The organism is Collinsella sp. WCA1-178-WT-3 (M1) (assembly GCF_009696325.1).
Lineage (GTDB): Bacteria > Actinomycetota > Coriobacteriia > Coriobacteriales > Coriobacteriaceae > Collinsella.
This window is the reverse complement of record NZ_VUME01000008.1, coordinates 24,951-50,868: the sequence shown is the minus strand read 5'-3', so window position 1 is coordinate 50,868 and position 25,918 is coordinate 24,951. Positions and strand designations below refer to the sequence as shown.

The following is a 25,918-nucleotide window of genomic DNA, read 5'->3' as shown; positions in this document are numbered from 1 at the left end:
AACTATGCTTTAAGCTGTCTATCGAATTTAAAGCAACAAACAAGAACACCCATTAGAACGCAAACGTAAATGAGTGAATAGCCAAGACCAATTGTGGTAAGAAACCCTTCCATTGAAAGTGATAGTGCTGATGTCAATGCATATGCAACAAGTGCAGCTAATACAAGCGCGATGTTGAGGAGTAGTTCAAATTTCTGTTTTCCAAAAGCTGTAAATGATCCCGCGAAAGAAGTAGCAACTAGCCTAAGTGCATACATTAAACAGAGGCAGCGAATATAAGAGCCGGCGGCGCTATACCCATTTCCAAATACGAATTCGCATAATGGAACCGCAACAAAGAAGACCATCCCAAAAATTGAGAACGAAGCTGCAGCTAACAATGCGATTAACTTCAGGATAGTTTTGGATAGCGGCAATGACTCGGAAATGCTTTCGCATATACGTTGATAGCAAACTTTACTCACGTTTGCTGAAATAAACATAATTGGGACTTCGAGCACACGAACGCCCATAGAATAGTATCCCAAAGCCGTGGCAGAAAACAATGTACCAATCAACATGGTAACGAGAGAAGAAGAAAAGCTATTGATTAATTGTGCTGGCATAATATAAAGAATTTGCCTTCGGCCATGAAATAACAGTTCTTTTATCTGAGATGAAGTAATTCTAGGCCGATTTTTTAATCCATTAAAATAGCGCTTCATCTGTAGTTTATAGCCAAGTACGGGAGCGGCGGCATAGCCAGTAAGTAGACCAGGAGCTCCAAAGACTAACAACCCAGAAAGAGTTTGAACAGCAGCCCTTACGGCCTCTCGGAGAGCTTCAAGCTTCGCAATAAGCTTATATTCTTTATATCTGTTGTTATAGCTGATAAACAGGAAGCGCAGTCCATTGGTTAAAACCAGAATTGGAGCAAAATAAATCAGGAGCCCATACTGAAAGAGCACCATGTTTGGGGATAGCAGATTACATAAAAGTAGAAAGATAAATAGCCCAAAGGCGACACAAAAATTAGCCAAGACGCAAATATCAGTTATATATTGTGCCTTAAGCTCGTCTTTTTCTGAAACGATAAGTAAATCAAGTTTAAGGGATGCAATTGGAATTAGGATATTTGCAATAGAGATTACAAAGGTATATATCCCTAAATCAGAAGCGGGAAAAATGCGAGACAGTAACGGCTGGATTAAAACGTTAATACCCTGTGCCAAAACGGTCCCTAAACCCATAATGGCAATATTTTTTCCCAGTCCATCATTTTTTACCATATTAACCCTCGTCTTAGAAGGTGTGAAAGCCATCTGCGCTAAACCAAATGACCACAATCACCGTTCTGTTAGTTGAAATCTTTAATAATCTTTGCCGGTGAGCCAGCGATTATGCAGTTGCCCTGTTTGAAACTTTTTGTCACAACTGAACCAGCTCCTACCGTGACATTGTTTCCCAATTCAACGCCAGGCAAAATAACGGAGTTCATACCGATCCAGCATTTGTCACCGATTACTACTTTCGATCCAGGTAAGTGTTCTTCTGGATTCCTAGGATCATGATTGGCCGTAATAATTCCAACATTTGGTGCAATCCAAACGTCTTTTCCAATTACGAGATGTTCAAATGCCTGAAAATAACAACCAGGTTGCTGCATAACATTTAATGAAGATGGGTCAATAGTTATCTTACTGCCGTCAAGTACTAAAGTATTTTTACCAACAGGAAATTTAATGTGCTGTCTTTTGAGTTGAGAATATCGCGATAGAGATTTTAGACACCAAACATACCCCATGCGCTTTTGTTCAAAAAACTTTCCGGTTAGATATTTTCTGTCGAAAAACAAAGACAAAATAGTTTTTAAAACTAAAGTAACGGGTCTAGAGTATGCAATTTTCTTTAACATTGTAAATCTCTACCTCTTATCAGATTGTTCTATCAGGAAAGGTGACTTCCTGGACCGTTGTTCGGTTCTTTTCAAAACGAGGAATTCCGAGGTTTTAATAACGAGCCCCATGAGAACAAAGCACTCTATGAACTGAAATATGCGTAGCGTCGATAGCTGAAATGTCATGATTACCTGTAGATACATGATGGTCCAAAAAAGACTGCAGGATGTTGAGTGCATCTTCTTATAGACGAGGCCATAAATAATGCCAAGAATTACCATGCCAACGGCGAGACCTATAGCTCCGAAGTTTGAATACATTGACCCAAACGTTTCCAAAGGAAACGAGGATCCATTGAGCTGATTGAAAGGCATAGGCGGAACAATGCCATTCCTTCCCTGACAGATTGAATATAAATACGCACCGTCATCAACGGGGGGCTTATTAGGAAAAAGGCTAGATGGAATAAAAGCTGAAATTAACCCTAGAAATGACGAGCCGCCCCACAGTTCATGCAAATTGAAGTACTCAACAACTTTAACGTAGAAAGGCACATACGATTCGCCTACAAGCGAACTGGTTAAGCCGGAAAAAGAGCTGGAAATAAAAGACAGCGGATCGTTTGCTAGACGATCGAATGCACCTTCTGCTCTTAGATCGGACAACACGAGAAAGAAAACAAGAATAGCAAGTAGTGCAAATATGATTTTCGGATTTAGAATGTCCGAAATGGTAATCTGCTTAAACATATAGTGATAAATAACAATGGCTTCAACAACCAAAATTAGCAGGGCTTTTCTGCCGCCAAGGCCACACATTAACCCAACCATAACAATAAGAATTATTACACCTAGATTGATAGGCTTCTCTCTGTCAATCCTAGAGGCAATAATTAAAAGACATCCATATTGAGCAAGCGAGAGTATCCAGGATAGAACATCAAGATCTCTAACCAGGTAGGTCCGCGACTGTAGATGAGAAATAAAATAAGCCAGGCCGCCAATTTTTCTCATTATTAAAGAAAAAGCGATAAGCCCAGCGATCACAAATAAATAGCCCCAAAACTTATAAGCTGAAAGTTCAACTAAATCATTTGGCTGTCTTTGATTACCGCAAATTTCGTTTTTTGAAATAAGGCCGATACCTGCCATAACGCAATGATATGACAGTGTCTGAAGAGCGACATACTTAAAAAATACGCTGTCATTATTCAATGCATCAAATAAATATGCATTACCAACAGTTAGACAGTTTGCTTTGTCTGAATAATACACTATGGGAATAATTATTCCGACAATATACAAAAGTGAGAATATATTCTTAGGCCCAAACAAATCCCTTTTGTCATGAAATATCAAGAAAGTGATTAGAGGGAGTAGTGAAACAACGGCACATTCCCATCTCATCGTGCTGTCTCCTTAATATGGAAAAGACAGTTAGAATAACGGGTTCTTAAATGGGAGAAATCAGATGACTCTTTAAAGTAGGAAACTGCAGCTACTCTCTTTTGACGTAAGGTCTCTTCGCTGTCGTCAATAATTTGTTGAATTGCCTTTACCCATGGCTCTTCTAATACAAGCGGGATTGCGGCACCGGCATCGACGTGTCCATTAAAATCCCAAGGAGTTTGATCACTTACAAGCACGGGACATCCGGCTGACAAGGACTCCGCAATTACATGTCCATAGTTTTCGCTCATTGTAGGGAAGACAAAGCAGTCATAATTTGCGAAGGTTTTCGCAGCCTCACCCTGCCCGACCGTTCCTTTATATGACACCTTTATCGAACTTGGTAGTTCTTTCGCGGCGCAGAGACACTCGTCCCAATAATCGTGATCTTCAATTGGCCCGTAAATATCGAAAGTCAATTTTCCTTGTATCCCTGTAAGAATATCTATTGCCTTGCGAAGATTTTTCTTGGGCACAATGCGCGAAATGAATACGAGCTTAGCTTCACCTGGTTTCTTTTCTGGATGACTGTAATTTTCAGATGGCATGGAAGGCACGTTGGTTAGGAAGTAGCAGCGGTTATCTTTGCCAAAGTATTTCCTTATGCCCTCAAGCTCATCTTGACTCGTGTATTGAAAACTAATATTGCGAACTAGGCCCAAAGCGCGGAGGAAAGAAATATAGGGTAGTTTTTTATATTTCTTCTTCATTGCTCCGGGGCATAATTCACCCCTCGGAGCGAGAAGTACGGGGATGTTATTCTTCTTCGCAAGCATTAGACATGGCACTATGCAGTCTGCAAATAAACTTTGCAGATAGAGTACATCTGGCGCAACTTCATTCATTGCCTCGGCAAAGCCCTTATAGCAATATTCGGAATCGCTTAGATATTTAACTGAACAATTACCTCGATCGTTCCACCCGGGCTTAACGTCTTTATACGGTTCCGTTTCTCCCATGTCATGATTCTTAGCAACGATATAGCACTCATCGTCTTGCATAAGCGTGCAGAAGTTATTTACGCTAACCGGAGGCCCTCCGCATTTAACGCCGGGGAAAAATCCACCGGTAATGATTAAGATTTTCATTCTAATTACCTCTTGCTGAACAATGGGCTGGCGAATCTCTAAACTTCCTCGAAAAAGGTATCGGGGTTCTCGGGGTCGAAAGGCTCGTTAGCCCACATGACCGTCACGAGGTCCTCGGTGTCGGACAGGTTGGTGATGGAGTGCGTGTAGCCGGGGATCATCTCGACCACGCGCATGTCGGAACCCGAGACCACGTACTCGTCAACGGGGAACGGCTTGCCCTCTGAGTCCTCCCCCACCTTCCTCAACTTGATCGACGCGGTGCCGGAGACCACCAGGAACCTCTCCCACTTGCTCATGTGCCAGTGGTTGCCCTTGGTGATCCCGGGCCTCGAGACGTTGACGGAGACCTGGCCGCGCTCGGGCGTGCGCAGGAACTCGGTGAACGAGCCGCGGTCGTCGACGTTGGGCCTGAGGCCGTAGGAGAAGTTGCCCGGCTCGTAGTAGGACAGGAACGTGCTCCAGAGCTTCTTGGAGAAGGAGCCCTCCGAAAGGTCGGGCACGGAGAGCGTTTCGCGGCTGTCTCGGAAAGTGCCCAGCAGGTAGACGATCTCGCCCAAGGTCTTCACGTCGGTCCCGGGGACGTAGCAGAACTCGTCACCCTCTACCCTCTCAAGCACATCGTATCCGCAGCGATGCTCCTCGCCGAGCAGGGCGCCCAGCATCTCGCCTACCAGGTCGTCGATGTAGAGGAGCTCCAGCTCCACCGACGGGTCGTTGACGGTGTAGGGGCGCCCGTTGGCGATGGCGTCGCAGAAGGTGGCCACGGCGGAGTTGTAGCGCGGGCGGCACCACTTGCCGTAGAGGTTCGGGAATCGGTAGATGAGCACGGGCGCCCCCGTGCGCTCCGAGTACTCGCGGAACAGGCCCTCCCCCGCGAGCTTGGACTCGCCGTAGACCGAGCCCTCGAAGCGGCCCGACAGGCTCGCCTGCGCGGAGCTGGAGAGCATGACGGGGCACTTATTCCCGTGGCGCTCCAAGGTGTCCAGCAGCGTGGAGGCGAACCCGAAGTTGCCCTCCATGAACTCCGCCTGGTCCTTTGGGCGGTTGACGCCGGCCAAGTTGAAGACGAAGTCCGCGCGGGAGCAGAAGTCCTCCAGCTCCCCGGGCGTGGAGTCGACGTCGTACTCCATGACCTCGAGGGGAAGGAGTGACTGGTATTGCTCGCGGCGGTCCTTGCCGTCGCGGATGTTCTTCAGCGCGCAGCAGAGGTTCTTTCCGACAAAGCCCTTAGCCCCAGTTACGAGAACGCGCATCCCTTTGGAACCGCTATGCATCGAAAACCTCTTCGCTTTCAAGAAGAATTGGCTCGACATCGACGTCGCGAAGGAAGACATATGGCTTATCGTAATGATGGAACTGATCGCGGACGACACGATCGCAGTTGCCGTCCTCCATAATCGTTACCGTGTCCTCAATTAAATCAAAACCTGCGTGAGCCATTACGCCGGCATAGGCCATATGTCTAATATTTACTTCAGTTACCTTGAGCTCACCGCGGGCATTCTCCTTAAGATCGAACGACAGGATGCCGTGTGCAGGGACACCAAGTTTATTCTCAAGGTACTTGACGCACGAGTCGCAAAATCCATTAATGCGGTCATCGTCCAAGAAGCGACCGAAATGGGTGTTTCCGGTAACATGCGACGGAGCGGTGTTCGCCATAACATATTCAGCGCACTCAAGGGCCGCACCTTTTACATACTCGCCTTCGTAATACAGCATCTCGTTCGCTAGATGCCTTCCAGTTAAGAATTCGCTAACCGTAAATTCAGGAATCGCGGCGTTGATAAAAAGCCAACTTTTAAAGCTACTTAAATCATCAAGACGCAGCGAACCAAGCCCGCCAGTACCTTCAGTTGCTCTAATCCAGCAGGGAAACCCGATCTCGTTGGAGACCTGATCAAAGCGAGGGTCTTCTTGAGTTACCTTAATTGTCTTTGGGATGAAATCGGTACCTTCGAGCAAGTCGGCCATAATTGACTTATCACGAAGGCTCTCGGACAGTTTTTTACATCCCATAAAAACCGGACATGGATATTTACCGGTCTGCTCGAAGTATGCGCCCCATGCAACAATCTCAGCTTCAGGCTGAACAAAGGCGTAATCAATTCCTTTTTCAGCAACAAGCTTTTCAATCCAAGGGAAATACTCCTCGGAATCGCAACGCGGACAAACATAATGCTCGTCAAGCAAGCCGCTCATAAAGAAGCCTACGGCCTTTTTATCAATATCGCAGCCGATGATTCGATAATCATGATGATTTTCCCTAAGAATCGTGGCGATTGAACGGGGCGTTAGGCCGCCGATTCCCGTAATCAGAACTGTTTTCATTACAGCTCACCTGCCAAACATTTCTGGACGTATTCAGCCGTTTTAATCTTTTCGATAGTTCCGGCAATATCGAGCCTTTGGGTATTGTGGCTCGTATAGCTTTCATCTGCCTCCGTGCGAACATTGCCCTCGACAAAGAACTTGTCGTAATTAAGATCGCGGGTGTCTGCATGGACGCGGTAATAGTCACCCATATCCTCGGCACGTAGACGCTCTTCGCGCGTCATTAACGTCTCGTAGAGCTTCTCTCCATGACGCGTGCCGATAATTTTCGTTCCGGTTTTACCGAACAGCTCCTGAACCGCTTCGGCCAAATCGCCAATTGTTGAAGCGTCAGCCTTTTGAATAAAAAGGTCTCCCGGGTTTGCGTGTTCAAACGCAAAACAAACAAGGTCGACGGCCTCATCCAGATTCATAAGGAATCGCGTCATATTGGGATCGGTGACCGTTACGGGGTTGCCAGCGCGAATCTGGTCAATGAACAGGGGGATTACCGACCCACGCGAACACATGACATTGCCATATCGAGTGCAACAGATGGTCGTTCGACCTGCGCCATTACGCGCATTTGCGTAAATAATGCTCTCCATCATAGCCTTAGATTTGCCCATGGCGTTAATGGGGTATGCAGCTTTATCCGTAGAAAGACAAACAACCTTTTCAACGCCCTCGGCAATAGCTGCATGCAGAACGTTATCAGTTCCAATAACGTTGGTACGAACGGCCTCCATAGGGAAGAACTCGCAGGAAGGGACTTGTTTTAGAGCTGCTGCATGAAAGATGTAGTCGACTCCATGCATTGCATCTTGAACGCTCTGCGGATTACGGACATCTCCGATATAAAACCTTACGCGCTTAGCAAGCTCCGGAGCCTGTGCCTGGAGCTCGTGGCGCATATCATCTTGCTTCTTCTCGTCGCGGGAAAAGATGCGGATCTCCCCAATGTCAGAGTGGAGAAAATGTTTGAGGACGGTGGATCCAAAGGAACCCGTGCCGCCTGTAATCATTAATGTTTTGCCGTTAAATGAAGTATTCAAGTTGTTCGTCCCCCTATAAAATTGCATTTTCAAAGTGCTTTGCAATGATTTTGTAGCCGTTATTTACGTTGTAGTTTTCAAGTAAGTACTGATGACCAGCCTCTCCCATTGCTCGCAAATCACAATTCGAAGACTCCCTCACAGCTTCAACGAACGATTGAATGTCATCGCTGTAGCACTTCCAACCAAACCCGTTACTCACGGCAATATCGCCCATGTCAGTTGCGTGATCAGCAGCAACTAAAACAGCCAGTGACGACTGAAGGTAAGAAAGAATCCTTGACGGAAAATTTGGGATTGTAAAACGATTATCGAGGAAGATTAAACCGACATCGCACGCGCGAACCATGCCTTCGTACTCATCTTTTGGCAATGCTCCCAAAATCATTGCATTAGGAACCTTATGATCATTGATGAAGGTTTTGATTTTTTCTGCTTCGGTTCCTCCTCCGATAATAAGGAAGAATGCGTCTTTTAATTGGGAGCAAGCTTCAAGACAATCAAGAACAAAATCGATACCTTGGGGCTTACCAAGATTCCCGCCATACAGATAGACAGTTTTATCAAGTGGGATGCGATATTTATTCCTGACCTCATCTTTAGTGAACTCAGAGAAATTCAAAGGGATCGGCTTAACACAATTTGGACAGACTTCAACATGAGCGGAGTCAATATCAGAGTTGTGATCCAGAAGATAGTTGACATTGGCAGGACTCATGCATCCGATATAGTCCGAAACCTGGTAAAGTTGTTTCTCTTTCGCCCGGAAATAACTGTAAATTAAACCTTTGACGCCTTTCTTTGACATCATGCCCAAATCAACGGCATTTTGAGGAAATATATCCTTCAGAAGCAGATACGTCGAGGCCCCGGTTTTATTCTTGAGATACTTAACGGTCCCTGCAAGCGTGATGGGCGGTGTAGGGTATATGATTAAATCAAAGTCGATATTCTGAAAGTATCGACTAATTGATTTTTTAAAACAGTTATCGATGGAAATAGTTGACAGCCCTTTTTCAACTAAACCAACATTCCCAGTTAGATTCCCCGTACGAATTTGGAGAACATCGATCCCTCTAATCTTCTTCAGGGTCGTCTCTTTGCCCGTACGCCTCTCGACCGCACAGGCAACGGATACATTGTGCCCGTTTGATACGAACTCCTGCAGTAAATCCTCGTAGAAGCTGACACGCTGCTCGTCGGAATAACTAATTGTCAGAAATAGAATACGCATCGTTTACCCTTTAATGGCTTTTATTAGCTTAATTCGAATAACGGCAAATAACTGCTTAAGCTTGGCTGTTGCGCCTTCATATCTGTCAAATACCGGAACAAGTGAATTCTTCGTACGGTTTTTCTTGAAATAGGACACGTACTCGTCGTTTCCCATTCCTCGATACGGCGAAAACCTTTTAATCAAATTGCCATCGTCAAATCGTTCAGCCTTAATGAGTGAAATCGCATGCTCACCATCAGTTTCTAGCCAATAGCAATTCACATCATCGGTCTCATCATCAATGTCGAGAACGGTTGTAATAAGAGATTCCTTCGGGTATTTCAAAGCACCGCCAAAATATACACCAGAAGGAATGAAGAAGTTGCCCAACCCATATAGAACGGGGCAGCCATTAATCATCTCGCCGCCCTGTGGAACATGGGAGTGGCCGCCGACAACTGAATAAACGCCAGCCTCAGCAAGGGAGCGTGCAATTTCCCTATGCATTGGAAATGGAATTTCTTCGAAATCATAATTCCAGTGAAAGTAACAAATGACGCGCTGCTCTGCATGAGATCGAGCGTATTCGGAAACTGCATTTACAAAAATCGGGTAGTCGTCATCTACAATGGAAATATCGTTAATATTGTTTGAGTTCGTTCGTGTGTAAACATTCCAACAATGAGCGAAGAATGCATATTTGGTTCCCCGCCAAGTTAAAACAGTAGGGGTCAACGATTCCCCGTGTTTTACACCGACAGTGTAAAAGCCCCAGTTGTTAAGCGTTCGCTCAGTTTTCTCAATATATTCTGGATAGTCGTAGATATGATTGTTAGCCAAAGAGAATACGGTCTGTTCAGGCGTGAACGCTCGAAGGACATCTTCAACGTTGAATAACTTCTCATCTTCCAGGCTCGCATTTTCAGCCAAAAGCCCTTCGAAGTTGCAGAGGATAAGTTCGTTATCGAAGATCCCCATCGCTCTCATGTCTTCAATCAAGCGGGTTGAAATAGCCTTCGACGGACATGCTAGATCGCCAAGAATTAGCATAAAACCCAACCTAACCCAACAGCAATCTGCCTAGTTGCATTCATTGACGATATATTTCCTTTTCCTTGAAGATAGAACGGGAATTTCATCAACTCGTTCAACCTGCAGGTTTGCACCAATACCAAGAACATGCATGAGATCATGTTCAAGTTCCTCATTGAAGGAAAAGGAGTCCGGAACGTTAATCTTAAGCAAATAAGAACCTTTGTCCTTTTGAATTAGTTGATATTGGTTGATACCCGTGAACTTCCACATTAGATTGGTAATCGCGTGGGGAGAAATCTTTTGCCCATTGCAGTCATAAATGACATCGACTTTTCGTCCGCCAAAATCAACCAGTGCAGTGTAGTGCTTGTCTCTGAATGTTCGATTTTCAAGTCGGCCAACATCCCCAGTGTCGTACCTGATCATTGGCATAGCGTAGTTCCTCAGGTCGGTTACTACGATTCTTCCTACCTGACCTTTTGGCGAAGGTTTATCCGAATCAAAATCGACGATCTCATAAACGTAGTGAGCGTTGTCGATTACAAATTCATTAGGACGATAGAGATCTTGTCCAAGGAATCCATTTTCTTCATTGGCATACCTGCTCAGACATGTGCAAGAAAAAGCTTGCTCGATTGCCTTTCTTGTGTCATCAAAGAGCATCTCACTGCCACTAATGACTCCGTAGATATGTGCCTGCTTAGCAAGGCGGTTGTCGTTACGAGTGAAGTAATCTCTGAATGCATCCAAAGTCGAGGCATAACCCATCATCATGGCGGGCTCTCGCTTGGTTAACGAGGCAATTCTGGTAAGCATTCGTTCGATGCCCTCGTCACTTAAATCATTACAATCAACCAGATAAATGTTCTGCATAAACTGTTGAATAGGAGTTTTCGAACACTCCTCAACAACAGAACGTAGGTAAATTATTTTTTTTCCTATCGAATACCCAATCATTCCGTTGTAATAAAGCACTTCGGCGTAAGTTGCCTTTTTCTTCCTATAGTCCTGAAGACAGGTAAACGGTGTACCCGTAGAGCCGCTTGTGGTCATACGAAATAACGAGTCTTTATCAAACGAGCTAGATAGGAACTGCTCGTAGTTTTCCTTGAGCGTTGCTTTTGTAATTAAAGGAAAACTGGATAAATCAGTAGCATCGAAATGCGAATAAAAATCCGTAGTGCTGACGGCATGCTCCAGAAGCTTTTTGACATCCGTTCTATTCTCGAAATCATCATCCTGAACTTGAGAGTTTAAGTTCTCTAAGATTTCGAGTTCTTTCTTTACGGGCGAACCTTTTACAGCGTCCATTGCCCAAAAGCAGGCTCTTCTTCCCATTTCTAAGAAACTCATAGAATATCCCGTCAAAAATCATTACATTGGGCGAGCAGTGATGAAATAACCCGAGCGATCGGCGCTCTTGAGTATTTCATTGCCATATACAGGCTTTATGTCACTATGCCGAATCAGTACGTCAGGTTCTTCTTGCTGAATTCGTAGGTATTCCTTGTAGTCGTTTTCATCAACGATGTAACGAATCTCAGCTCTTCTAGGCTCATTGATTTTTGTAAAGCTGGGGGCTTTACCGCAGCCAATGGAAATCACCATTCCCATGTAGTCATAACCCGAGGAAAGTGGCACGAGATCGGAGCCGATAGTGTCGCCACCCATTCGGGCGCCGATTTCCATAAAACGAATGTCGCCATCTTTGGTGATGCGGAACTCGGGATGGACTGCTCCGTATTCAATCCCCATTGAAGCAAAAGCTTTGTAGAGTGTCTGCTCTACCTTTTCATACATTGCGGGAGCAATATTTGCAGGCTGTACGTGACCACGCTCGACGAAATGGGGGGCGCCGGTGGTGTGCTTTTCAGTAATTGCAAGCAGCTTATACCTACCTTCATAAGCAATGCTCTCGCCGCTGTATTCAGGTCCTTCAACAAACTCTTCAAGGATTACTTTTTTAACTTTCGACCAGCTGAGAGCATACTCAACGCCGGTCTCTAACTCGTCGGCGTTATTGATTTTCATGACGCCGCGACTGGAACTTAAATCAATCGGCTTAACGATAAGCGGGTAGTTAAATCCATCTGCAATACCGGGCGTGAAAGAGTCTTCGATCAATACAAATTGAGGACCTTCGACGCCAGCATCGCGCATAGCACATCTCATAAGATACTTATTTGTGGCAATCTCTTCTGTTTTGGGAGAATTGCACGGAATTCCAAGTTTCCTTAAAAGATAGTTCATAGGATGCATAGCAAGCTCTGACGCAATGGATGCAACTCCGCATGGATCCACCTTCTTTACCTCGTTCCAGAGCGCATCGTAGTCCATAATATTGACATCGTGGTATACATCAGCAGTTTGTTCACCGATGGCGCCGGTTTTCCATCCAAAGACATGGGTCTCATACCCTAGCTCCTTGGCACGTACGATAAGAGGATTCTGGTACTCATTGGTTCCCAGAATTACAAGTCTGTTATTCATTGCCTGCAACCCCTTGGATAAACTTAGGCATATTCTTGTCTGTTCCGTAATCGACTAGGTATTCCGGCCTTTGAACATCGCGAACGATATGTAGACCGCCCTCTTCAGTCACACTTGGGACGCCAATATCGTCCTTTTTAAAAACCTTGTAGAAAGTATTAAAGAGAATTTTTACGTCACCGAGAAAAGTGATGTTCTGGACATAGTCGACGTCCATTGCAAATCGCTCATTCCAGTGAAGCAGAGCACGGCCGTTAACTTGAGCTAAACCGGTGATTCCACCCCTTACGGAATGACGGAGACTTTCCTTTTCGGTGTAATAAGGGAGATAAAAAGGATACAAAGGCCTTGGACCGATGAGGCTCATATCCCCCTTAAGCACATTAAAAAGTTCGGGCAATTCATCCAGGCTGGTATTTCTTAAAAAATTGCCGAAAGAAGTGAAGCGCTCGGTATCGGGAAGCAAATCGCCATTAGCGTCTCGAGCATCGCTCATTGTCCTAAACTTAATCATTTCAAAGGTCTTCTCATTAAGACCAGTTCGCTTTTGCTTAAAGAAAATCGGGCTACCGAGTTTGATGCGAACAAGAAGGCAGAGAACAATGAGAAGCGGCGAGATAAGAATTAAGCCACCTAACGTAAGAACAAAATCTAATAGACGCTTAACATATCGAGCATAAATCCCTTTATTTACGCCATACGTCTGTTCTAGCTGAATCCAGTTTTGCAAAGACCCTCCCTCATTAACCTTATTAAACGTTTGATTACTCAAAACAACGCCTAATCACTTCGATGATTACGTCCTGCTGCTTGGGAGTCATCTTGTTGTCGGAGGGCAGGCAGAGGCCACGATGGAAGATGTCGGCTCCTACATCCAAAGGCAAGCCATCTGCACCCGTAGCGCCGCCGGAAATATACGCGTTGGTCTTAGCTCGACCATTGCCCTCGCGCGTTACGAAAGCATTCATGCGATAAACAGGCTGCATGTGCATAGGCTTCCAGATGGGACGACCCTCGGCGTTAATGGCGGCAATAGCCTCAAGAAGCTCGGTGGGACAGCTCTTTCCAGGTTCGCTTACGTAAAGCGCCTCACTCTCGCCACGAACCTGCTTGCACATCGCTTCGGGATCAATCAGCAAGCAAGAAAGCCAAAAGTTTGGCTCACAAACGTTGGGGTCGTAGGGGTTCATGCTCACTGGCAGACCCTTGAAGCCCTCTTTGTAACGCATGTAAATAGCCTTCTTTTGGGCAATATGCTCCTCCAGGTACGGAATCTGGCCACGCACGACACCGGCAATTACGTTGCTCATGCGATAGTTATAACCAAGCTCCTCATGCTGGTACCAGGGAGCGGCCTCGCGCGACTGGGTCGACCATTTGCGCGTTTTATCAGCCGCCTCTTTGCTGTCCGTCAAAAGCATGCCGCCGGCGGATCCGGTAATGATTTTATTGCCGTTAAAGCTAATGGCGCTGATGTCACCAAACGTACCAGTCTGACGACCCTTATACGTGGCACCAAGTGACTCAGCAGCATCCTCAACAAGGACAGCCCCGTACGCATCGCAAATTGAACGAAGTTCTTCAACTTTGCCAGGAGTGCCGTAAAGATGCGCCGCCACAACAACTTTGGCAGTCGGATGCAGCTCAAAAGCCTTCTCCAGGGCGACAGGATCCATGTTCCAGGTATCGCGCTCAGTATCGATAAATACAGGGACGCCACCCTCATAAACAACTGGGTTCACCGTAGCGTCGAACGTCATATCACTGCAAAGGACCTCATCACCCGGCTTAATACCAGCGAGCTTCATGCCAAGATGCAGCGCAGAAGTACCGCAAGAAAGGGCAACGGCATAGCCGCAACCAATCTTTTCGGCCATTTGTCGCTCGACTTCATTAATATTCTCGCCTACCGTCGACATCCAGTTGGTCTCATATGCCTCGGTAACGTATTTGAGCTCATCGCCGTGCATGGTCGGCGAACTAAGCCAGACCTTGTTCTCAAAAGGCTTAATGTCCATCGTGGCTCCTTATCCCTAATCGTTAAACTGCGGATGATACGTAGGTACAACCTCGGCAAGAACGGTCTTGACCGTATCGTTATCCTTGTCGAGGCAGTCACGAAGCCTCTGAAGCTTGTCTTTGATCTCTTCCATCTTGTCGGCCTCGGCCGTGGAGATGCGAATCTCTGAATGTTCAGTCGGCAGGAGTTGCTCGTTGTCCATAAGGAGCTCCTCGTACATCTTTTCGCCAGGACGCAGGCCGACTTCTTTAATCTCGATGTCTTTGCCAGGCTTAAGACCGCTAAGCGTGATGAGGTTCACGGCAAGGTCGTAAATCTTTACCGGTTCGCCCATGTCCAGAACAAAAATCTCACCGCCATGCGCCAAAGCACCAGCAGTAATGACCAGCTTGCTTGCCTCTGGGATGGTCATGAAGTAACGCGTAATGTCCTTGTGCGTAATGGTGATGGGACCGCCTTCGCGAAGCTGACGCCTAAACAGCGGGATGACCGATCCGTGACTGCCCAGAACATTGCCAAACCGAACAGCCGTAAAGATCGTCTTACTGTTGGCCGCGTAATACTGAACGATCATCTCGTCCATACGCTTGGTGGCACCCATTACGTTCGTGGGGTTAACGGCCTTATCGGTAGAAATCTGCACGTAGTGACTGCACTGGTACTTGTCGGCAAGACGCACGACGTTGAGCGTGCCAAAAACGTTATTCTCGATTGCCTCACGGGCGTTGTGTTCCATAAGAGGAACGTGCTTGTGGGCTGCAGCGTGGAAAACAACTTGAGGATGGTACTTCTCAAAGACCTTGGTAATCGCCGGAAGATGCGTAATGGAGCCGATATAAACTTGAATATCAGTGCCTTGATCACGAGCGGTCTTGACGATGTCGTGATACAGCTCGTAGGTAGTGTTCTCGTAAATGTCGAACAACACGATTTGCGCAGGCTTTGCCGGAAGCAGCTGACGCACAAGTTCTGAGCCAATAGATCCGCCGCCGCCCGTGACTAAAATGCGCTTACCGGTAACGTAGCCCATCTGCTTAAGGTCAAGCGACTTCTCCTCGCGAGAAAGCAAGTCGCTGATCTCGACCTCACGAAGGGCAACCCTGCCTAAACCATCCTGCGGAATATCGCGAACATTGGGGAGTGTGAGGACCCTAAGACCTGTCTTCATGCACAGGTCATAGATACGCTGACGCTCTTCATGTGTGGCGCTCGGTACGGCTACGACAATCTGCTCTGCCTCACAATCGTGTGCAATAGCGGGAATGTCCTCGCAGGTGCCGCAAACCTTAATATCGTGAATGCGCTGGTTCTGCTTATTGGGGTCGTCGTCCACAACGGCAACAGGGTCACCGATCATATCGGGATCTCCGTTGAGCATACGCTTGATAGTGAGCGATCCGGTCTCGCCAGCTCCGACGATGAGTGTGCGAGGCAGATGAGCGTCGGACTTGCTTTTAAAACGCCAGAGCTGACTGCCGTACATAGCGCGAATACCAAAACGGCCACCACCGCAGATAATGACTAAAATGGCCCACGCCATGACGTCCTCGCGAAGCGACATGCCCTTGCCAAAGAGTGCGCTAAAGATCACATCGCCGATAATCGAACCGACAGTTACCGCGGCAACAATACGTCCGGCTTCGGAAATGCTCGCATAGCGCCACAGGCTGCTATACATGTGGAAAAACCAAAATACGATGACGTTGATAACCGCGAGCACAGTAACTGCCGGGAATGCGCCCGCAGCCCCGCTAAATGATGCCCAATGCTGCGTTCCCCACGATGCGATAAACACCGCGAAAAAGGTCGCAGCAAAGTCATAGGCCATCAGCGCATACGGTTCGAAGGCGCTCAGCTTACCCTTTTGCTTTGCACTCTTGGATTCAGTGTTCAAATTAGCTCTTCTCTTCTCTATTAATCCCGTTGTCTACGTCCCCGCCCCCGGGGATCCTCCCTGTCCCGTTAAACAGTCGCCTGCAGCTAGGCGATCGCCTTTTTATGGTTTCGCATTGCGCGCTGCTCGGCTGAAAGCACGGCAAGGCCAACGCGCGTAGTTACGCGTCGGCCGCACAGGTCGAGCTCCAAATAAGCAGTGCTCTTGCGTCTGTTAATGGTTTTGATAAGGCCTTCGTGGCCCAGTAGCGGACCTGCCGTCACTACGACCTGGTCGCCGTCTTTTAAGGCCTCGCTCATGGGCACTACGCGGTCTCCCGCATGAGTAAAGCTGCCAATAAGCTGGACCTCTTCTTTTGCCAGCGGCACAAACTGACCGTCCTGGGATAGCACCCGGGCAAAGTCGTCCATGCGCAGCAGATACTGTTGCACGGTGCGGGGATCTGCCGTATCGCAGATAAGATAACCGGGAAAGAGCGGCTTGGTCGTATTGACCCATTCGCCGTGTACCTTTATCTCGGTTTGAAATTGGGGATAAAAGAGCTCCGCAATGGCGCCAGCCGGCACCATGCGCTCAATGCGCTCGCGCATTACATCTTCGCGACCATTAATGACCTGGATCACATACCACACGAGCACCACCCCCCTTGCTGTCTTACGTGTGGCTCACGGGGTTTAGGTATGGCTTCGCCAGGGCGCTTGTGCGCGAAGGCGCTCCATATTCAAACCCTGAGCCCAGTTAGACAAGCACGTGGCTCTGCCCCACCGTGAACGGTATGTATAAGTGCAGTTGCTAGAGTCGCGGACGTGTATCGCAAAATGACCGCGACCCCAGCTGGCTGCGTGCGATCCAGTCAAGCGGGAACAAAACTGGACCGCACGCTAACAGCTGTAGGACTGCTGCGATGAGTCATGAAATATCGAATCGAAAGAACGGCTTGCCCGTAGACAAAAACAAAGCCTTTCGATGCGAAACGCATGACGACGCTATTGGAGCTCGTGGTTTTTCTGGCACCGCCGTTACGGCCGGATGCTGATCGACCCTGTGCTTTGCGGCTTGCTGGAGCCGTGAACACAGTTGAACCCATGTAATGTTAGTTATCCTAGCACAGCAGGTAGCCCATACGTTTTGGGGTGTGTTTAGCAACATATTGGTTACTTGCCGTGGTTATGGGAGATATTGTGCCGCCTTGCACACATTGCCGCAGGTTTATGGGGGTGTGTGGGTTGGTGAGCACTGCCTGAGTTGTATTACTGGCGGCGTGAATTGCTCAAACTATTATGCTTGGCTAACAAACTTTGTACAAAACGGGGAGGTAATTGCGCAACTTTTTACAGGTTGATGCGAGCGTCACTTTGGTTTGTAGTGTGGATACGCATGAAAAAAGGCCTTCGGTTTTCCGAAGGCCTTTGCATTCACGATGGTGGAGACGAGGGGGATCGAACCCCTGACCTCTTGACTGCCAGTCAAGCGCTCTCCCAGCTGAGCTACGCCCCCGTGACGAGGAGATACTATAGGGGAAGATCCTTGGTTGTGCAAGAAGTTTTTTGGATTGAACTTCTTACTTACGGGTTTTCCTGGGACGGGGCTGAATTAGCTGGTTTTGGCTTAGCCAAAACCAGCTAATTAACCCACCGTCCCGATAAAACCCTCACGCGGCGATTGCCTACTCGCCCACCGTCCCGATAAAACCCTCACGCGGCGATTGCCTACTCGCCCACCGTCCCGATAAAACCCTCACGCGGCGGCACCTTACTTGTAGAGGTAGGCGATTGCCGTTCCTTGGTGGACTTGAATCTTGGCCGTTTTCCTTACGACATTAGAGATGCCGGTGTCGGCCAACAGGCCCAGCGAGCTCCGATCTAGCTCCCATTCTAGGCCGTGTTCGCTTATTTCTGTGTTGGGGGCTATGGCAATGATGGAGAAGGTTTTGCCCACGGCGCCCTCAATGGTCCAGGTCTCGTCCTGGTGCAGGATTCTGGCTGTCACTTCGTCTTCTTCGATCCAGACGGGGGCGTCCGCATAGCCTGCCAGTAGCCCTAACACAGACAGCGCCATGTCCGGGCGACCGCCGGTGGCGCAGGTCGCAACCACCTCTGCACCCGGCCATCGACGTCGGACGGAATCGAGCGCCAGCGCCAGATCGGTATAGTCCTTGTAGGGGTCGTGGCGCTCAACCTCAAAGGCCTCGGCGGCATCGACCAACGCGCGACCGGTGTCGCTCACCGTGTCGGCATCTCCTACATACACGTCGCAGCCCAGGCCGGCGCCCAGCAGCGCGTCGAGCCCGCGGTCCACGGCGACAACGTGGTCGCACTCCCCCGCTAGTCGACGCAACAGATCCGCGCTCGCCACCACGGGCGAGCCACATACCACTAATACCTTACAAGCCACGGCCCTCGCCTAGCCCTCAAACGAAAGCACGCGGGCCAGATCCAGGTCCTCATAGCTGTCGATAAAGATATCGCAATTGTCGCGAACCTCGTCGCGCTCCATACGGCCGTGCGGGTCATAAATGCCCACGCGCTTAAAGCCTGCAGTGCCAGAGCTCTTAAGGCCAAAGACCGCGTCCTCAAACACCCACGCGCGCTCAAACTGGTGACCGTGGCGCTCCTCCAGGCGGCGCAACGCCAGCTCGTACACATCGGGGAACTGCTTGGAGCGGCCCGCCTCGCCCGTCGTGGTAATAAACTCCATATAGGCGTCGAGCCCCGCACCCGCGAGTGCGGACTGCACCAGCTCGGCCGGCGTGGACGTGGCCACGCACATAGCAATGCCGGCCGACTTCGCCTGCTCCAGAAACGCGAGGAGCCCCTCGCGCGGCGGCACCTTGGAGTAGCCATCGATCAGGATGTCACTCAGCTCGCGATACAGCTCCTCGCCATTTGCGCCAATGCCCCAGGTGTCGTGATAGGCCTGGCACTCGTCCTCGAGCGACAAATGCTCAAACTGGGCAAAATCGTCAATCATTACATCAATGCCATGACGGCGCAATAACTCGGTCTGTGCATGGCCCCAAACGGGGGTGCTATTTACCAGCGTTCCGTCGCAATCGAAAATAAAAGCAACACTTGGGGCAGCGATGTGGTCCATAAACGAGCCTTTCAATGTCAAATGGTAAACAACCTGCTAAAAACGTTTTACCAAACGTAAATCTAAAAATCTTGAAACCCTAATTGGTAAAACTGTCAAGAGTTTTACCATCGCAATTCTGTCAGTGGCATAAACATGGCGCTCACCGATTAAACGCCACCGTAAATCCACTTTCGTCCATAAATGTAACGGACAGGTGTTATTGTGGTTTTTGCCGAAAGTTCCACCGTGCACGCGAGGTGGGACGAATCATAGAGCTATCGCCGTCCCTTCGATTCGTGCAGCCTTGGACCTTTCGCATCTAGTCACCAAGGCAACACGCTGCCGCGTCATGATGGGATCAAACGTGAGCGATACAAAGCTAAAGCCAGCAACCAAAAAGCCCGCTACCCGTAAAGCCGCCCCGCACGCACCGGAGCTCACCAAGGACGATGTCTATCTGTTTGGCATCGGTATGTGGGAGCGCAGCTGGGAAAAGATGGGCGCGCATCCCGACACGCAGCAGCGCACGCGCGGCTGGCGTTTTTGCGTTTGGGCGCCCGACGTTAAGAGCGTCCACGTTATCGGTGAATTCAACAATTGGGACGAACAAGCCAACCCGCTGGTGCCCGTACACACGAGCGCTATCTGGGAAGGCTTTATTCCTGGCGCCGAGCAGGGCCAGCTCTATAAATACCTCATCGAGACCAACGAGGGCGAAAAGCTCTACAAGGCCGATCCGTACGCCTTTAAGGCCGAGTGCCCTCCGGGAACGGCGAGCGTGCTGTGGACCCTCGATGGCTACCAGTGGAACGACGCCGCGTGGCTCAAGCGCCGCGCCGGCCACAACCACATGTCGCAGCCGCTCAACATCTACGAGGTGCATATTGGCTCGTGGAAGCGCCACGGAGACGAGCCACAGGGCGAGCCGGACGAGTACGGCAACTACCCCGGCCCCATGGACCCCTTCCCTGCGCAGCGCGGCGAGTTTTACACCTACGACGACCTGTCGGTGGAGCTCGTGGACTACGTACGCGATATGGGCTACACGCATATCGAGGTCATGCCGCTTATGGAGCACCCCTTCGATGGCTCCTGGGGCTATCAGACGACCGGCTACTTTGCCGCCACATCGCGCTACGGCAACCCGCAGCAGCTCATGCACTTTATCGATGCGTGCCACGAGGCGGGCATCGGCGTGATTATGGACTGGGTGCCCGGCGGTTTTTGCGCCGACTCCCACGGCCTTGCCACCTTTAACGGGCACATGCTGTTTGAGCACGAGATTCACCCCAACTGGGGCACGCACAAGTTTGACTTCGCCCGCGGCGAGGTCCGCTCCTTCTTGGTCTCCAACGTGCTGTACTGGATCGAGAACTTCCATGTGGACGGCATTCGCATGGACGGCGTGTCCAGCATGCTGTACCTCAACTTTGGCATTGACGATCCTGGCCAAAAGAAGTTCAACAAGTACGGTACCGAGGAGGACCTGGACGCCAGCGCGTTTATCCGTCAGGTCAACTGCGCTGTTGAGGCGCACTACCCCGACGTGATGATGATGGCCGAGGAGTCCACCGCGTGGCCGCTTGTGACCTATCCGCCGCAGGACGGCGGCCTGGGCTTCCACTACAAGTGGGACATGGGCTGGATGAACGACACCCTGCACTACATGCAAACCGATTTTCCGTGGCGCCCCGGCAACCATGGCTTGCTCACGTTCTCCATCATGTACGCCTTTACCGAGAACTTTATCTGCCCGCTGAGCCATGACGAGGTCGTGCACGGCAAGTGCTCGCTCATCGGCCGCATGCCGGGTGACTGGTGGCGCCAGTTTGCCGGCCTGCGCACGCTCGCCTTCTACCAGATGACACACCCCGGTGCCAAGCTCAACTTTATGGGCAACGAGATTGGCCAGTTTATCGAGTGGCGCTACTACGAATCTATTCAGTGGTTCTTGACCGAGCAGTATGAGACCCATGCACACCATCAGGCGTTCATTAAGGCGCTCAACCACCTGTATACCGCCGAGCCCGCCCTGTACGAGCGCGGTTACAATGACGATGGCTTTACCTGGATCGACGCGGACAACTCCAAGCAGTCCATCGTGAGCTTTGTGCGTCAGGGCGAAAACGTCGATGACGACCTCGTGATCCTGATTAACTTTGACCCGGCGGCCTACGAGAGCTTCCGAGTGGGCGTGCCGCGTGAGGGCGACTGGGAGGTCATCTTTGACTCCGACCGTCCCGAGTTTGGCGGCAGCGGCTATGCTGGCGAGGAGCCCTACACCTGCTCGAGCGAGCCCTATCCCTGGAACGGGCAGATGGACTCCATCGAGATTAAGGTGCCCAGCCTGGCAGGCGTGGTGCTTAAGCGTCGCGGCCCCAGCAGCTATAAGCCGCCCGTGGTCGAGGAGCCCAAGAAGGCGACCCGCAAGCGTGCGTCCTCGGTAAGGCCCAAGCCGGCGACCGCCAAGAAGGCTCCGGCCAAGGCGAAGGCTACGACGACCAAGGCCAAGGCTAAGGCCACCGCAAAGCCCGCTGCCAAGGCTACCGCGACCAAGAAGCCGGCTGCCAAAAAGGCCGCTACCAAAGCCAAGTCTGCTTCTGTTAAGTCATCACCTAAGGATGCGTAACAAAGCCGTTACAGCTGTAATTACCCGCCCCAGCGGGGCGTAGGATACAAGTCACAACCGTTCCGGGAGAAACATCCCCGGGGGAAAGGAACGTATGAATAAGATCTTCGACAACAAGCAGGAGTTTACCGAGCTCTATCGCGATGCCGTCATGAGCATTAGCGGCAAGAGCGTCGAGGCAGCCAGCGATCTGGATCGCTTTAACGCCCTGGCCAAGCTCGTGGCCGAGAAGGCCCGCACCGTTGCCACCAAGAGCGACGCCCGCGCCACCGCCGAGGGCAAGAAGCGCGTGTACTACTTCTCGATCGAGTTTTTGATCGGCCGCCTGCTCGACAACTACCTGCTCAACTTTGGCGTGCGCGACATGGTCGCCGAGGCGCTCGACGATATGGGCCTTGACCTGTCCGTCATCGAGAGCCAGGAGCCCGATCCGGCGCTGGGCAACGGTGGCTTGGGTCGTCTGGCCGCATGCTTCCTGGATTCCATGGCAGCCGAGGGCATTGCCGGCTACGGCAACGGCATGCGCTACCGCTACGGCCTGTTTAAACAGGAGATCGTCAACGGCAGCCAGGTCGAAACCACCGACGAGTGGCTCACCAACGGCTATCCCTGGGAGGTCCGTCGTCAGGACAAGGCCGTAACCATTAAGTTTGGTGGCCGCGTCGAGGGCTTTGAGGAGAACGGTCGCACGTTCTATCGAACCGTGGACACGCAGGACATCCTGGCCGTCCCTTATGACATCCCCGTGGTGGGCTATGCCGGCGAGACCGTCAACAAGCTGCGCGTCTGGGCCGCTGAGCCGGTCGAGGAGCACTTTGACCTTGAGGCCTTCAACCGCGGCGATTACGCCCTGGCCGACGCCGAGCGCGCCGAGGCCGAGGCCATCAGCGCCATCCTCTACCCCAACGACGCCGGCGAGCACGGCCGTCTGCTGCGACTGAAGCAGGAATACCTGTTTGTCTCGGCCGGTATCTATAGCCTGCTCGACACCTTTGAGAAGGAGCACGGCGCGAACTGGGAGCTACTGCCGCAGTTTGTGGCCATCCACACCAACGATACGCACCCCGCCATGTGCGGCCCCGAGCTCATGCGCATCCTCATCGACGAGAAGAAGCTCGAGTGGGATGACGCCTGGAACATCGTGACGCAGGTCGTGAGTTACACCAACCACACCATCCTGCCCGAGGCCCTGGAGAAGTGGCCCATCGGCACGTTCTCCAAGCTCCTCCCCCGTGTGTACCAGATCATCGACGAAATCAGCCGTCGTTGGCATGAGTCGTTCGATACTACGCAGGAGGGCTGGCAGGAGCGTCTGCGCCAGACCGCCATCCTATGGGACGGCGAGGTTCGCATGGCCAACCTGTCTGTGATCTGCAGCCATAGCGTCAACGGCGTGGCCAAGATTCACTCCGATATCATCAAGAACAATGTGCTCAAGGACTTCTATGCCCTGACGCCCGAGAAGTTCAACAACAAGACCAACGGCATCTCGCACCGTCGCTTCTTTGCCGAGGCCAACCCCACCTACGCCAAGCTCGTGACCGAGGCCATTGGCGACGGCTGGCTGAAGGACGCCTTTGAGCTTGAGAAACTTAAAGGTTTTCAGAACGACACCGAGTTCCTGAAGGCCGTGGGTGCCTCCAAGCGCGCCAATAAGGAGCGTCTTGCCGCCTACGTTAAGGCAGAGACCGGTCTGGTTATAGACCCCAACACCGTCTTCGATGTTCAGGTAAAGCGTTTTCATGCCTACAAGCGCCAGCTCATGAACATCATGAAGGTGATGGACATCTACAACCGTCGCATCGCCAATCCCAACTTCCACGTGACACCGACGACCTTTATCTTTAGCGGCAAGGCTGCGTCGAGCTACACCTTTGCCAAGGAGACCATTCGCCTCATTAACTCCGTTGCCGAGGTCATCAACAACGACCCGCGCGTCAACGAGGTCATGAAGGTCTGCTTTATCCCCAACTTCCGCGTGAGCAACGCCCAGCTCATCTACCCTGCCGCCGAGATTTCGGAGCAGATTTCCACAGCTGGCAAGGAGGCCTCGGGCACGTCCAACATGAAGCTCATGATGAACGGCGCCATTACGCTGGGCACCCTCGACGGCGCCAACATCGAAATCGCCGATTTGGCCGGCCGCGAGAACGAGGCGATCTTTGGCCTGACCGCTCCCGAGGTCGAGCAGCTCTGGGCATCGAACAGCTACTTTGCGTGGGATACGCTCAACAATGATCGCGAACGTCTGGGCCTCGTGATGGATGAGCTCAAGGACAACACGTTTGCCGGCCTTTCGGGCAACTTTGAGAGCATCTACAACGAGCTTATGAACAACAACGACCCCGATCTGGTCATGGCAGACTTCCGCAGCTACGTGGATGCATGGGAGAAGCTCACGGGCAGCTATGGCGACCAGGAGACCTGGAACCGCAAGGCCCTGCTCAACACCGCCTCGAGCGGCTGGTTCTCGAGCGACCGCACCATTCGCGAGTACCGCGACGAGATCTGGCACGCGTAAAGGCCGCGAGTTCCCTTTGCCGCACGGCATTACTCGACGGGCGCGACCGAGCGCCGCGCCCGTCGCTAATGGGTTTAGGAACATCGATGACAGAAGGAGAAATCGATGAGTAAGAAAGAATGCATCGCGATGCTCCTCGCAGGAGGACAGGGCAGTCGATTGGGGGCACTCACCCAAAAGATCGCTAAACCGGCGGTTAGCTTTGGTGGCAAGTTCCGCATTATCGACTTTTCGCTGTCTAACTGCTCCAATTCGGGCATCGACACGGTGGGCGTTCTGACGCAGTATCGTCCCTACCTGCTGCATGCCTACGTTGGGTCTGGCGAGGCGTGGGATCTGGACAGCCGCGACGGTGGCGTGTCGATCCTGCCGCCGTACGAGACGCAAACCGGTGGCGCATGGTATGCGGGCACGGCCGACGCCATCACGCAGAACCTCGACTACATCAAGTCCAACGACCCCAAGTACGTCCTGATTCTTTCGGGCGATCATCTGTATCGCATGGACTACCGCAAGATGCTCAAGACGCACATTGAGAACAACGCCGACCTCACGGTGAGCGTTATGCCCGTGCCGTGGGAGGAGGCCAGCCGCTTTGGCATCCTGACCACCGACCCCGAGGACGGCCGCATCACCAAGTTCACGGAGAAGCCCGAGAAGCCCGATTCGAACCTCGCGTCCATGGGCATCTACATCTTCTCGGCCGACGTGCTGGTCAAGGCGCTCGAGGAGGACGCTCTGGACCAGCGCTCGAGCCACGACTTTGGCAAGGACATCATCCCCAAGCTGCTCGGCGAGGACAAGCGCCTGTACAGCTACGAGTTCCACGGCTTTTGGAAGGACGTCGGTACCATCGCCAGCTTCCACGAGACCTCGATGGACCTGCTGGGCAACAACCCCGAGTTCGATCTGTTTGACAAGAGCTTCCCCATCATGTCCAACATCACCACGCGTCCGCCGCACTACATTGGCCCGGACGGTCGCCTGGACGACTGCCTGGTCTCCAATGGCTGCAAGATCTACGGCACCGCTCGCCACTCGATCCTTTCGACCGATGTCATCATCGAGGAGCGCGCCGTGGTCGAGGACTCCGTGCTGCTGCCGGGTGCGCACGTTAAGAGCGGCGCGCACATTTGCCGCGCTATTTTGGGCGAGAACTCCACGGTCGAAGAGGGCGTGAAGCTCGGCTCTGTCGATACCACCAAGGATACGGCCGTCGTTGGAAATGACGTCGTTGTCGGGAAGGGGGAATGA

20 protein-coding genes and 1 tRNA gene are annotated in these 25,918 nt (G+C 51.0%); 3 read left to right on the top strand and 18 right to left on the bottom strand.

The genetic code is table 11. The features are described 5' to 3' along the window. Positions 1-2: 2 nt before the first annotated feature. The 18 genes from FYJ40_RS06210 to FYJ40_RS06125 all read right to left on the bottom strand — a co-directional run bounded on the left by FYJ40_RS06210 (position 3) and on the right by FYJ40_RS06125 (position 19,532). Positions 3-1,268: a lipopolysaccharide biosynthesis protein gene (locus FYJ40_RS06210; RefSeq protein ID WP_195838614.1), complete on the bottom strand. Its 1,266-nt coding sequence runs from the start codon at positions 1,266-1,268 to the stop codon at positions 3-5. A 68-nt stretch (positions 1,269-1,336) separates the two neighbouring features. Further along, on the bottom strand, positions 1,337-1,894 hold the full coding sequence (locus FYJ40_RS06205; RefSeq protein ID WP_154518018.1) for a DapH/DapD/GlmU-related protein: 558 nt from the start codon (positions 1,892-1,894) through the stop codon (positions 1,337-1,339). Positions 1,895-1,903: 9 nt separating this feature from the next. After that, entirely contained in the window at positions 1,904-3,283 is a 1,380-nt protein-coding gene (locus FYJ40_RS06200; RefSeq protein ID WP_154518021.1) for an O-antigen polymerase, read from the bottom strand. Further along, on the bottom strand, positions 3,280-4,413 hold the full coding sequence (locus FYJ40_RS06195; RefSeq protein WP_154577086.1) for a glycosyltransferase: 1,134 nt from the start codon (positions 4,411-4,413) through the stop codon (positions 3,280-3,282). The genes FYJ40_RS06200 and FYJ40_RS06195 overlap by 4 nt, the downstream gene beginning before the upstream one ends. A 38-nt stretch (positions 4,414-4,451) precedes the next feature. Further along, positions 4,452-5,669 (bottom strand): NAD-dependent epimerase/dehydratase family protein, encoded by a 1,218-nt coding sequence (locus tag FYJ40_RS06190; RefSeq protein ID WP_154518027.1) that lies wholly within the window; start codon positions 5,667-5,669, stop codon positions 4,452-4,454. Positions 5,670-5,682: 13 nt separating this feature from the next. Next, positions 5,683-6,747: a hypothetical protein gene (locus FYJ40_RS06185; RefSeq protein ID WP_154518030.1), complete on the bottom strand. Its 1,065-nt coding sequence runs from the start codon at positions 6,745-6,747 to the stop codon at positions 5,683-5,685. Next, positions 6,747-7,784, bottom strand: coding sequence for a polysaccharide biosynthesis protein (locus FYJ40_RS06180; protein ID WP_304515505.1), 1,038 nt, complete (start codon positions 7,782-7,784; stop codon positions 6,747-6,749). Before FYJ40_RS06180 ends, FYJ40_RS06185 begins: the two co-directional genes overlap by 1 nt. 13 nt (positions 7,785-7,797) lie before the next feature. Beyond that, positions 7,798-9,018 (bottom strand): glycosyltransferase family 4 protein, encoded by a 1,221-nt coding sequence (locus tag FYJ40_RS06175; RefSeq protein ID WP_154518036.1) that lies wholly within the window; start codon positions 9,016-9,018, stop codon positions 7,798-7,800. A gap of 3 nt (positions 9,019-9,021) precedes the next feature. Beyond that, entirely contained in the window at positions 9,022-9,999 is a 978-nt protein-coding gene (locus FYJ40_RS06170) for a CapA family protein (protein WP_195838911.1), read from the bottom strand. An 81-nt stretch (positions 10,000-10,080) separates the two neighbouring features. Beyond that, positions 10,081-11,388 (bottom strand): phenylacetate--CoA ligase family protein, encoded by a 1,308-nt coding sequence (locus FYJ40_RS06165; protein WP_154518042.1) that lies wholly within the window; start codon positions 11,386-11,388, stop codon positions 10,081-10,083. A gap of 21 nt (positions 11,389-11,409) precedes the next feature. Then, the gene (locus FYJ40_RS06160; protein ID WP_154518045.1) at positions 11,410-12,525 is read right to left on the bottom strand and encodes an acetyl-CoA carboxylase biotin carboxylase subunit family protein; all 1,116 of its coding nucleotides are present in this window, start codon (positions 12,523-12,525) and stop codon (positions 11,410-11,412) included. After that, entirely contained in the window at positions 12,518-13,297 is a 780-nt protein-coding gene (locus tag FYJ40_RS06155) for a sugar transferase (RefSeq protein ID WP_304515504.1), read from the bottom strand. Before FYJ40_RS06155 ends, FYJ40_RS06160 begins: the two co-directional genes overlap by 8 nt. Further along, positions 13,290-14,543: a DegT/DnrJ/EryC1/StrS aminotransferase family protein gene (locus FYJ40_RS06150; protein ID WP_154518047.1), complete on the bottom strand. Its 1,254-nt coding sequence runs from the start codon at positions 14,541-14,543 to the stop codon at positions 13,290-13,292. Before FYJ40_RS06150 ends, FYJ40_RS06155 begins: the two co-directional genes overlap by 8 nt. A gap of 15 nt (positions 14,544-14,558) precedes the next feature. Beyond that, the gene (locus tag FYJ40_RS06145; protein ID WP_229770693.1) at positions 14,559-16,439 is read right to left on the bottom strand and encodes a nucleoside-diphosphate sugar epimerase/dehydratase; all 1,881 of its coding nucleotides are present in this window, start codon (positions 16,437-16,439) and stop codon (positions 14,559-14,561) included. Between the two features lie 86 nt (positions 16,440-16,525). Next, positions 16,526-17,077, bottom strand: coding sequence for an antiterminator LoaP (gene loaP, locus FYJ40_RS06140; RefSeq protein WP_370450668.1), 552 nt, complete (start codon positions 17,075-17,077; stop codon positions 16,526-16,528). Between the two features lie 783 nt (positions 17,078-17,860). Further along, positions 17,861-17,936: transfer RNA gene (locus FYJ40_RS06135), tRNA-Ala, on the bottom strand. Positions 17,937-18,191: 255 nt separating this feature from the next. Next, positions 18,192-18,833 carry a thiamine diphosphokinase gene (locus FYJ40_RS06130; RefSeq protein ID WP_370450669.1) on the bottom strand — a complete coding sequence of 214 codons (642 nt, stop codon included), beginning with the start codon at positions 18,831-18,833 and terminating at the stop codon, positions 18,192-18,194. A gap of 9 nt (positions 18,834-18,842) precedes the next feature. Next, positions 18,843-19,532, bottom strand: a complete 690-nt coding sequence (locus tag FYJ40_RS06125) for an HAD family phosphatase (protein ID WP_154518050.1) — start codon at positions 19,530-19,532, stop codon at positions 18,843-18,845. A 331-nt stretch (positions 19,533-19,863) separates the two neighbouring features. Between FYJ40_RS06125 and glgB the strand changes: the two genes are divergently transcribed. The 3 genes from glgB to FYJ40_RS06110 all read left to right on the top strand — a co-directional run bounded on the left by glgB (position 19,864) and on the right by FYJ40_RS06110 (position 25,918). Beyond that, positions 19,864-22,143 (top strand): 1,4-alpha-glucan branching protein GlgB, encoded by a 2,280-nt coding sequence (gene glgB / locus FYJ40_RS06120; protein WP_154518113.1) that lies wholly within the window; start codon positions 19,864-19,866, stop codon positions 22,141-22,143. Between the two features lie 94 nt (positions 22,144-22,237). Then, on the top strand, positions 22,238-24,664 hold the full coding sequence (locus FYJ40_RS06115; protein WP_154518053.1) for a glycogen/starch/alpha-glucan phosphorylase: 2,427 nt from the start codon (positions 22,238-22,240) through the stop codon (positions 24,662-24,664). A gap of 105 nt (positions 24,665-24,769) precedes the next feature. Continuing rightward, positions 24,770-25,918 carry a glucose-1-phosphate adenylyltransferase gene (locus FYJ40_RS06110; RefSeq protein WP_154518056.1) on the top strand — a complete coding sequence of 383 codons (1,149 nt, stop codon included), beginning with the start codon at positions 24,770-24,772 and terminating at the stop codon, positions 25,916-25,918.

Excerpts from the sequence above, each read along its gene's own strand:
- FYJ40_RS06210 (WP_195838614.1), bottom strand. The coding sequence starts at position 1,268 with ATGGTAAAAAATGATGGACTGGGAAAAAATATTGCCATTATGGGTTTA.
- FYJ40_RS06205 (WP_154518018.1), bottom strand. The coding sequence starts at position 1,894 with ATGTTAAAGAAAATTGCATACTCTAGACCCGTTACTTTAGTTTTAAAA.
- FYJ40_RS06200 (WP_154518021.1), bottom strand. The coding sequence starts at position 3,283 with ATGAGATGGGAATGTGCCGTTGTTTCACTACTCCCTCTAATCACTTTC.
- FYJ40_RS06195 (WP_154577086.1), bottom strand. The coding sequence starts at position 4,413 with ATGAAAATCTTAATCATTACCGGTGGATTTTTCCCCGGCGTTAAATGC.
- FYJ40_RS06190 (WP_154518027.1), bottom strand. The coding sequence starts at position 5,669 with ATGCGCGTTCTCGTAACTGGGGCTAAGGGCTTTGTCGGAAAGAACCTC.
- FYJ40_RS06185 (WP_154518030.1), bottom strand. The coding sequence starts at position 6,747 with ATGAAAACAGTTCTGATTACGGGAATCGGCGGCCTAACGCCCCGTTCA.
- FYJ40_RS06175 (WP_154518036.1), bottom strand. The coding sequence starts at position 9,018 with ATGCGTATTCTATTTCTGACAATTAGTTATTCCGACGAGCAGCGTGTC.
- FYJ40_RS06165 (WP_154518042.1), bottom strand. The coding sequence starts at position 11,388 with ATGAGTTTCTTAGAAATGGGAAGAAGAGCCTGCTTTTGGGCAATGGAC.
- FYJ40_RS06160 (WP_154518045.1), bottom strand. The coding sequence starts at position 12,525 with ATGAATAACAGACTTGTAATTCTGGGAACCAATGAGTACCAGAATCCT.
- FYJ40_RS06150 (WP_154518047.1), bottom strand. The coding sequence starts at position 14,543 with ATGGACATTAAGCCTTTTGAGAACAAGGTCTGGCTTAGTTCGCCGACC.
- FYJ40_RS06125 (WP_154518050.1), bottom strand. The coding sequence starts at position 19,532 with ATGGACCACATCGCTGCCCCAAGTGTTGCTTTTATTTTCGATTGCGAC.
- glgB (WP_154518113.1), top strand. The coding sequence starts at position 19,864 with ATGATGGGATCAAACGTGAGCGATACAAAGCTAAAGCCAGCAACCAAA.
- FYJ40_RS06115 (WP_154518053.1), top strand. The coding sequence starts at position 22,238 with ATGAATAAGATCTTCGACAACAAGCAGGAGTTTACCGAGCTCTATCGC.
- FYJ40_RS06110 (WP_154518056.1), top strand. The coding sequence starts at position 24,770 with ATGAGTAAGAAAGAATGCATCGCGATGCTCCTCGCAGGAGGACAGGGC.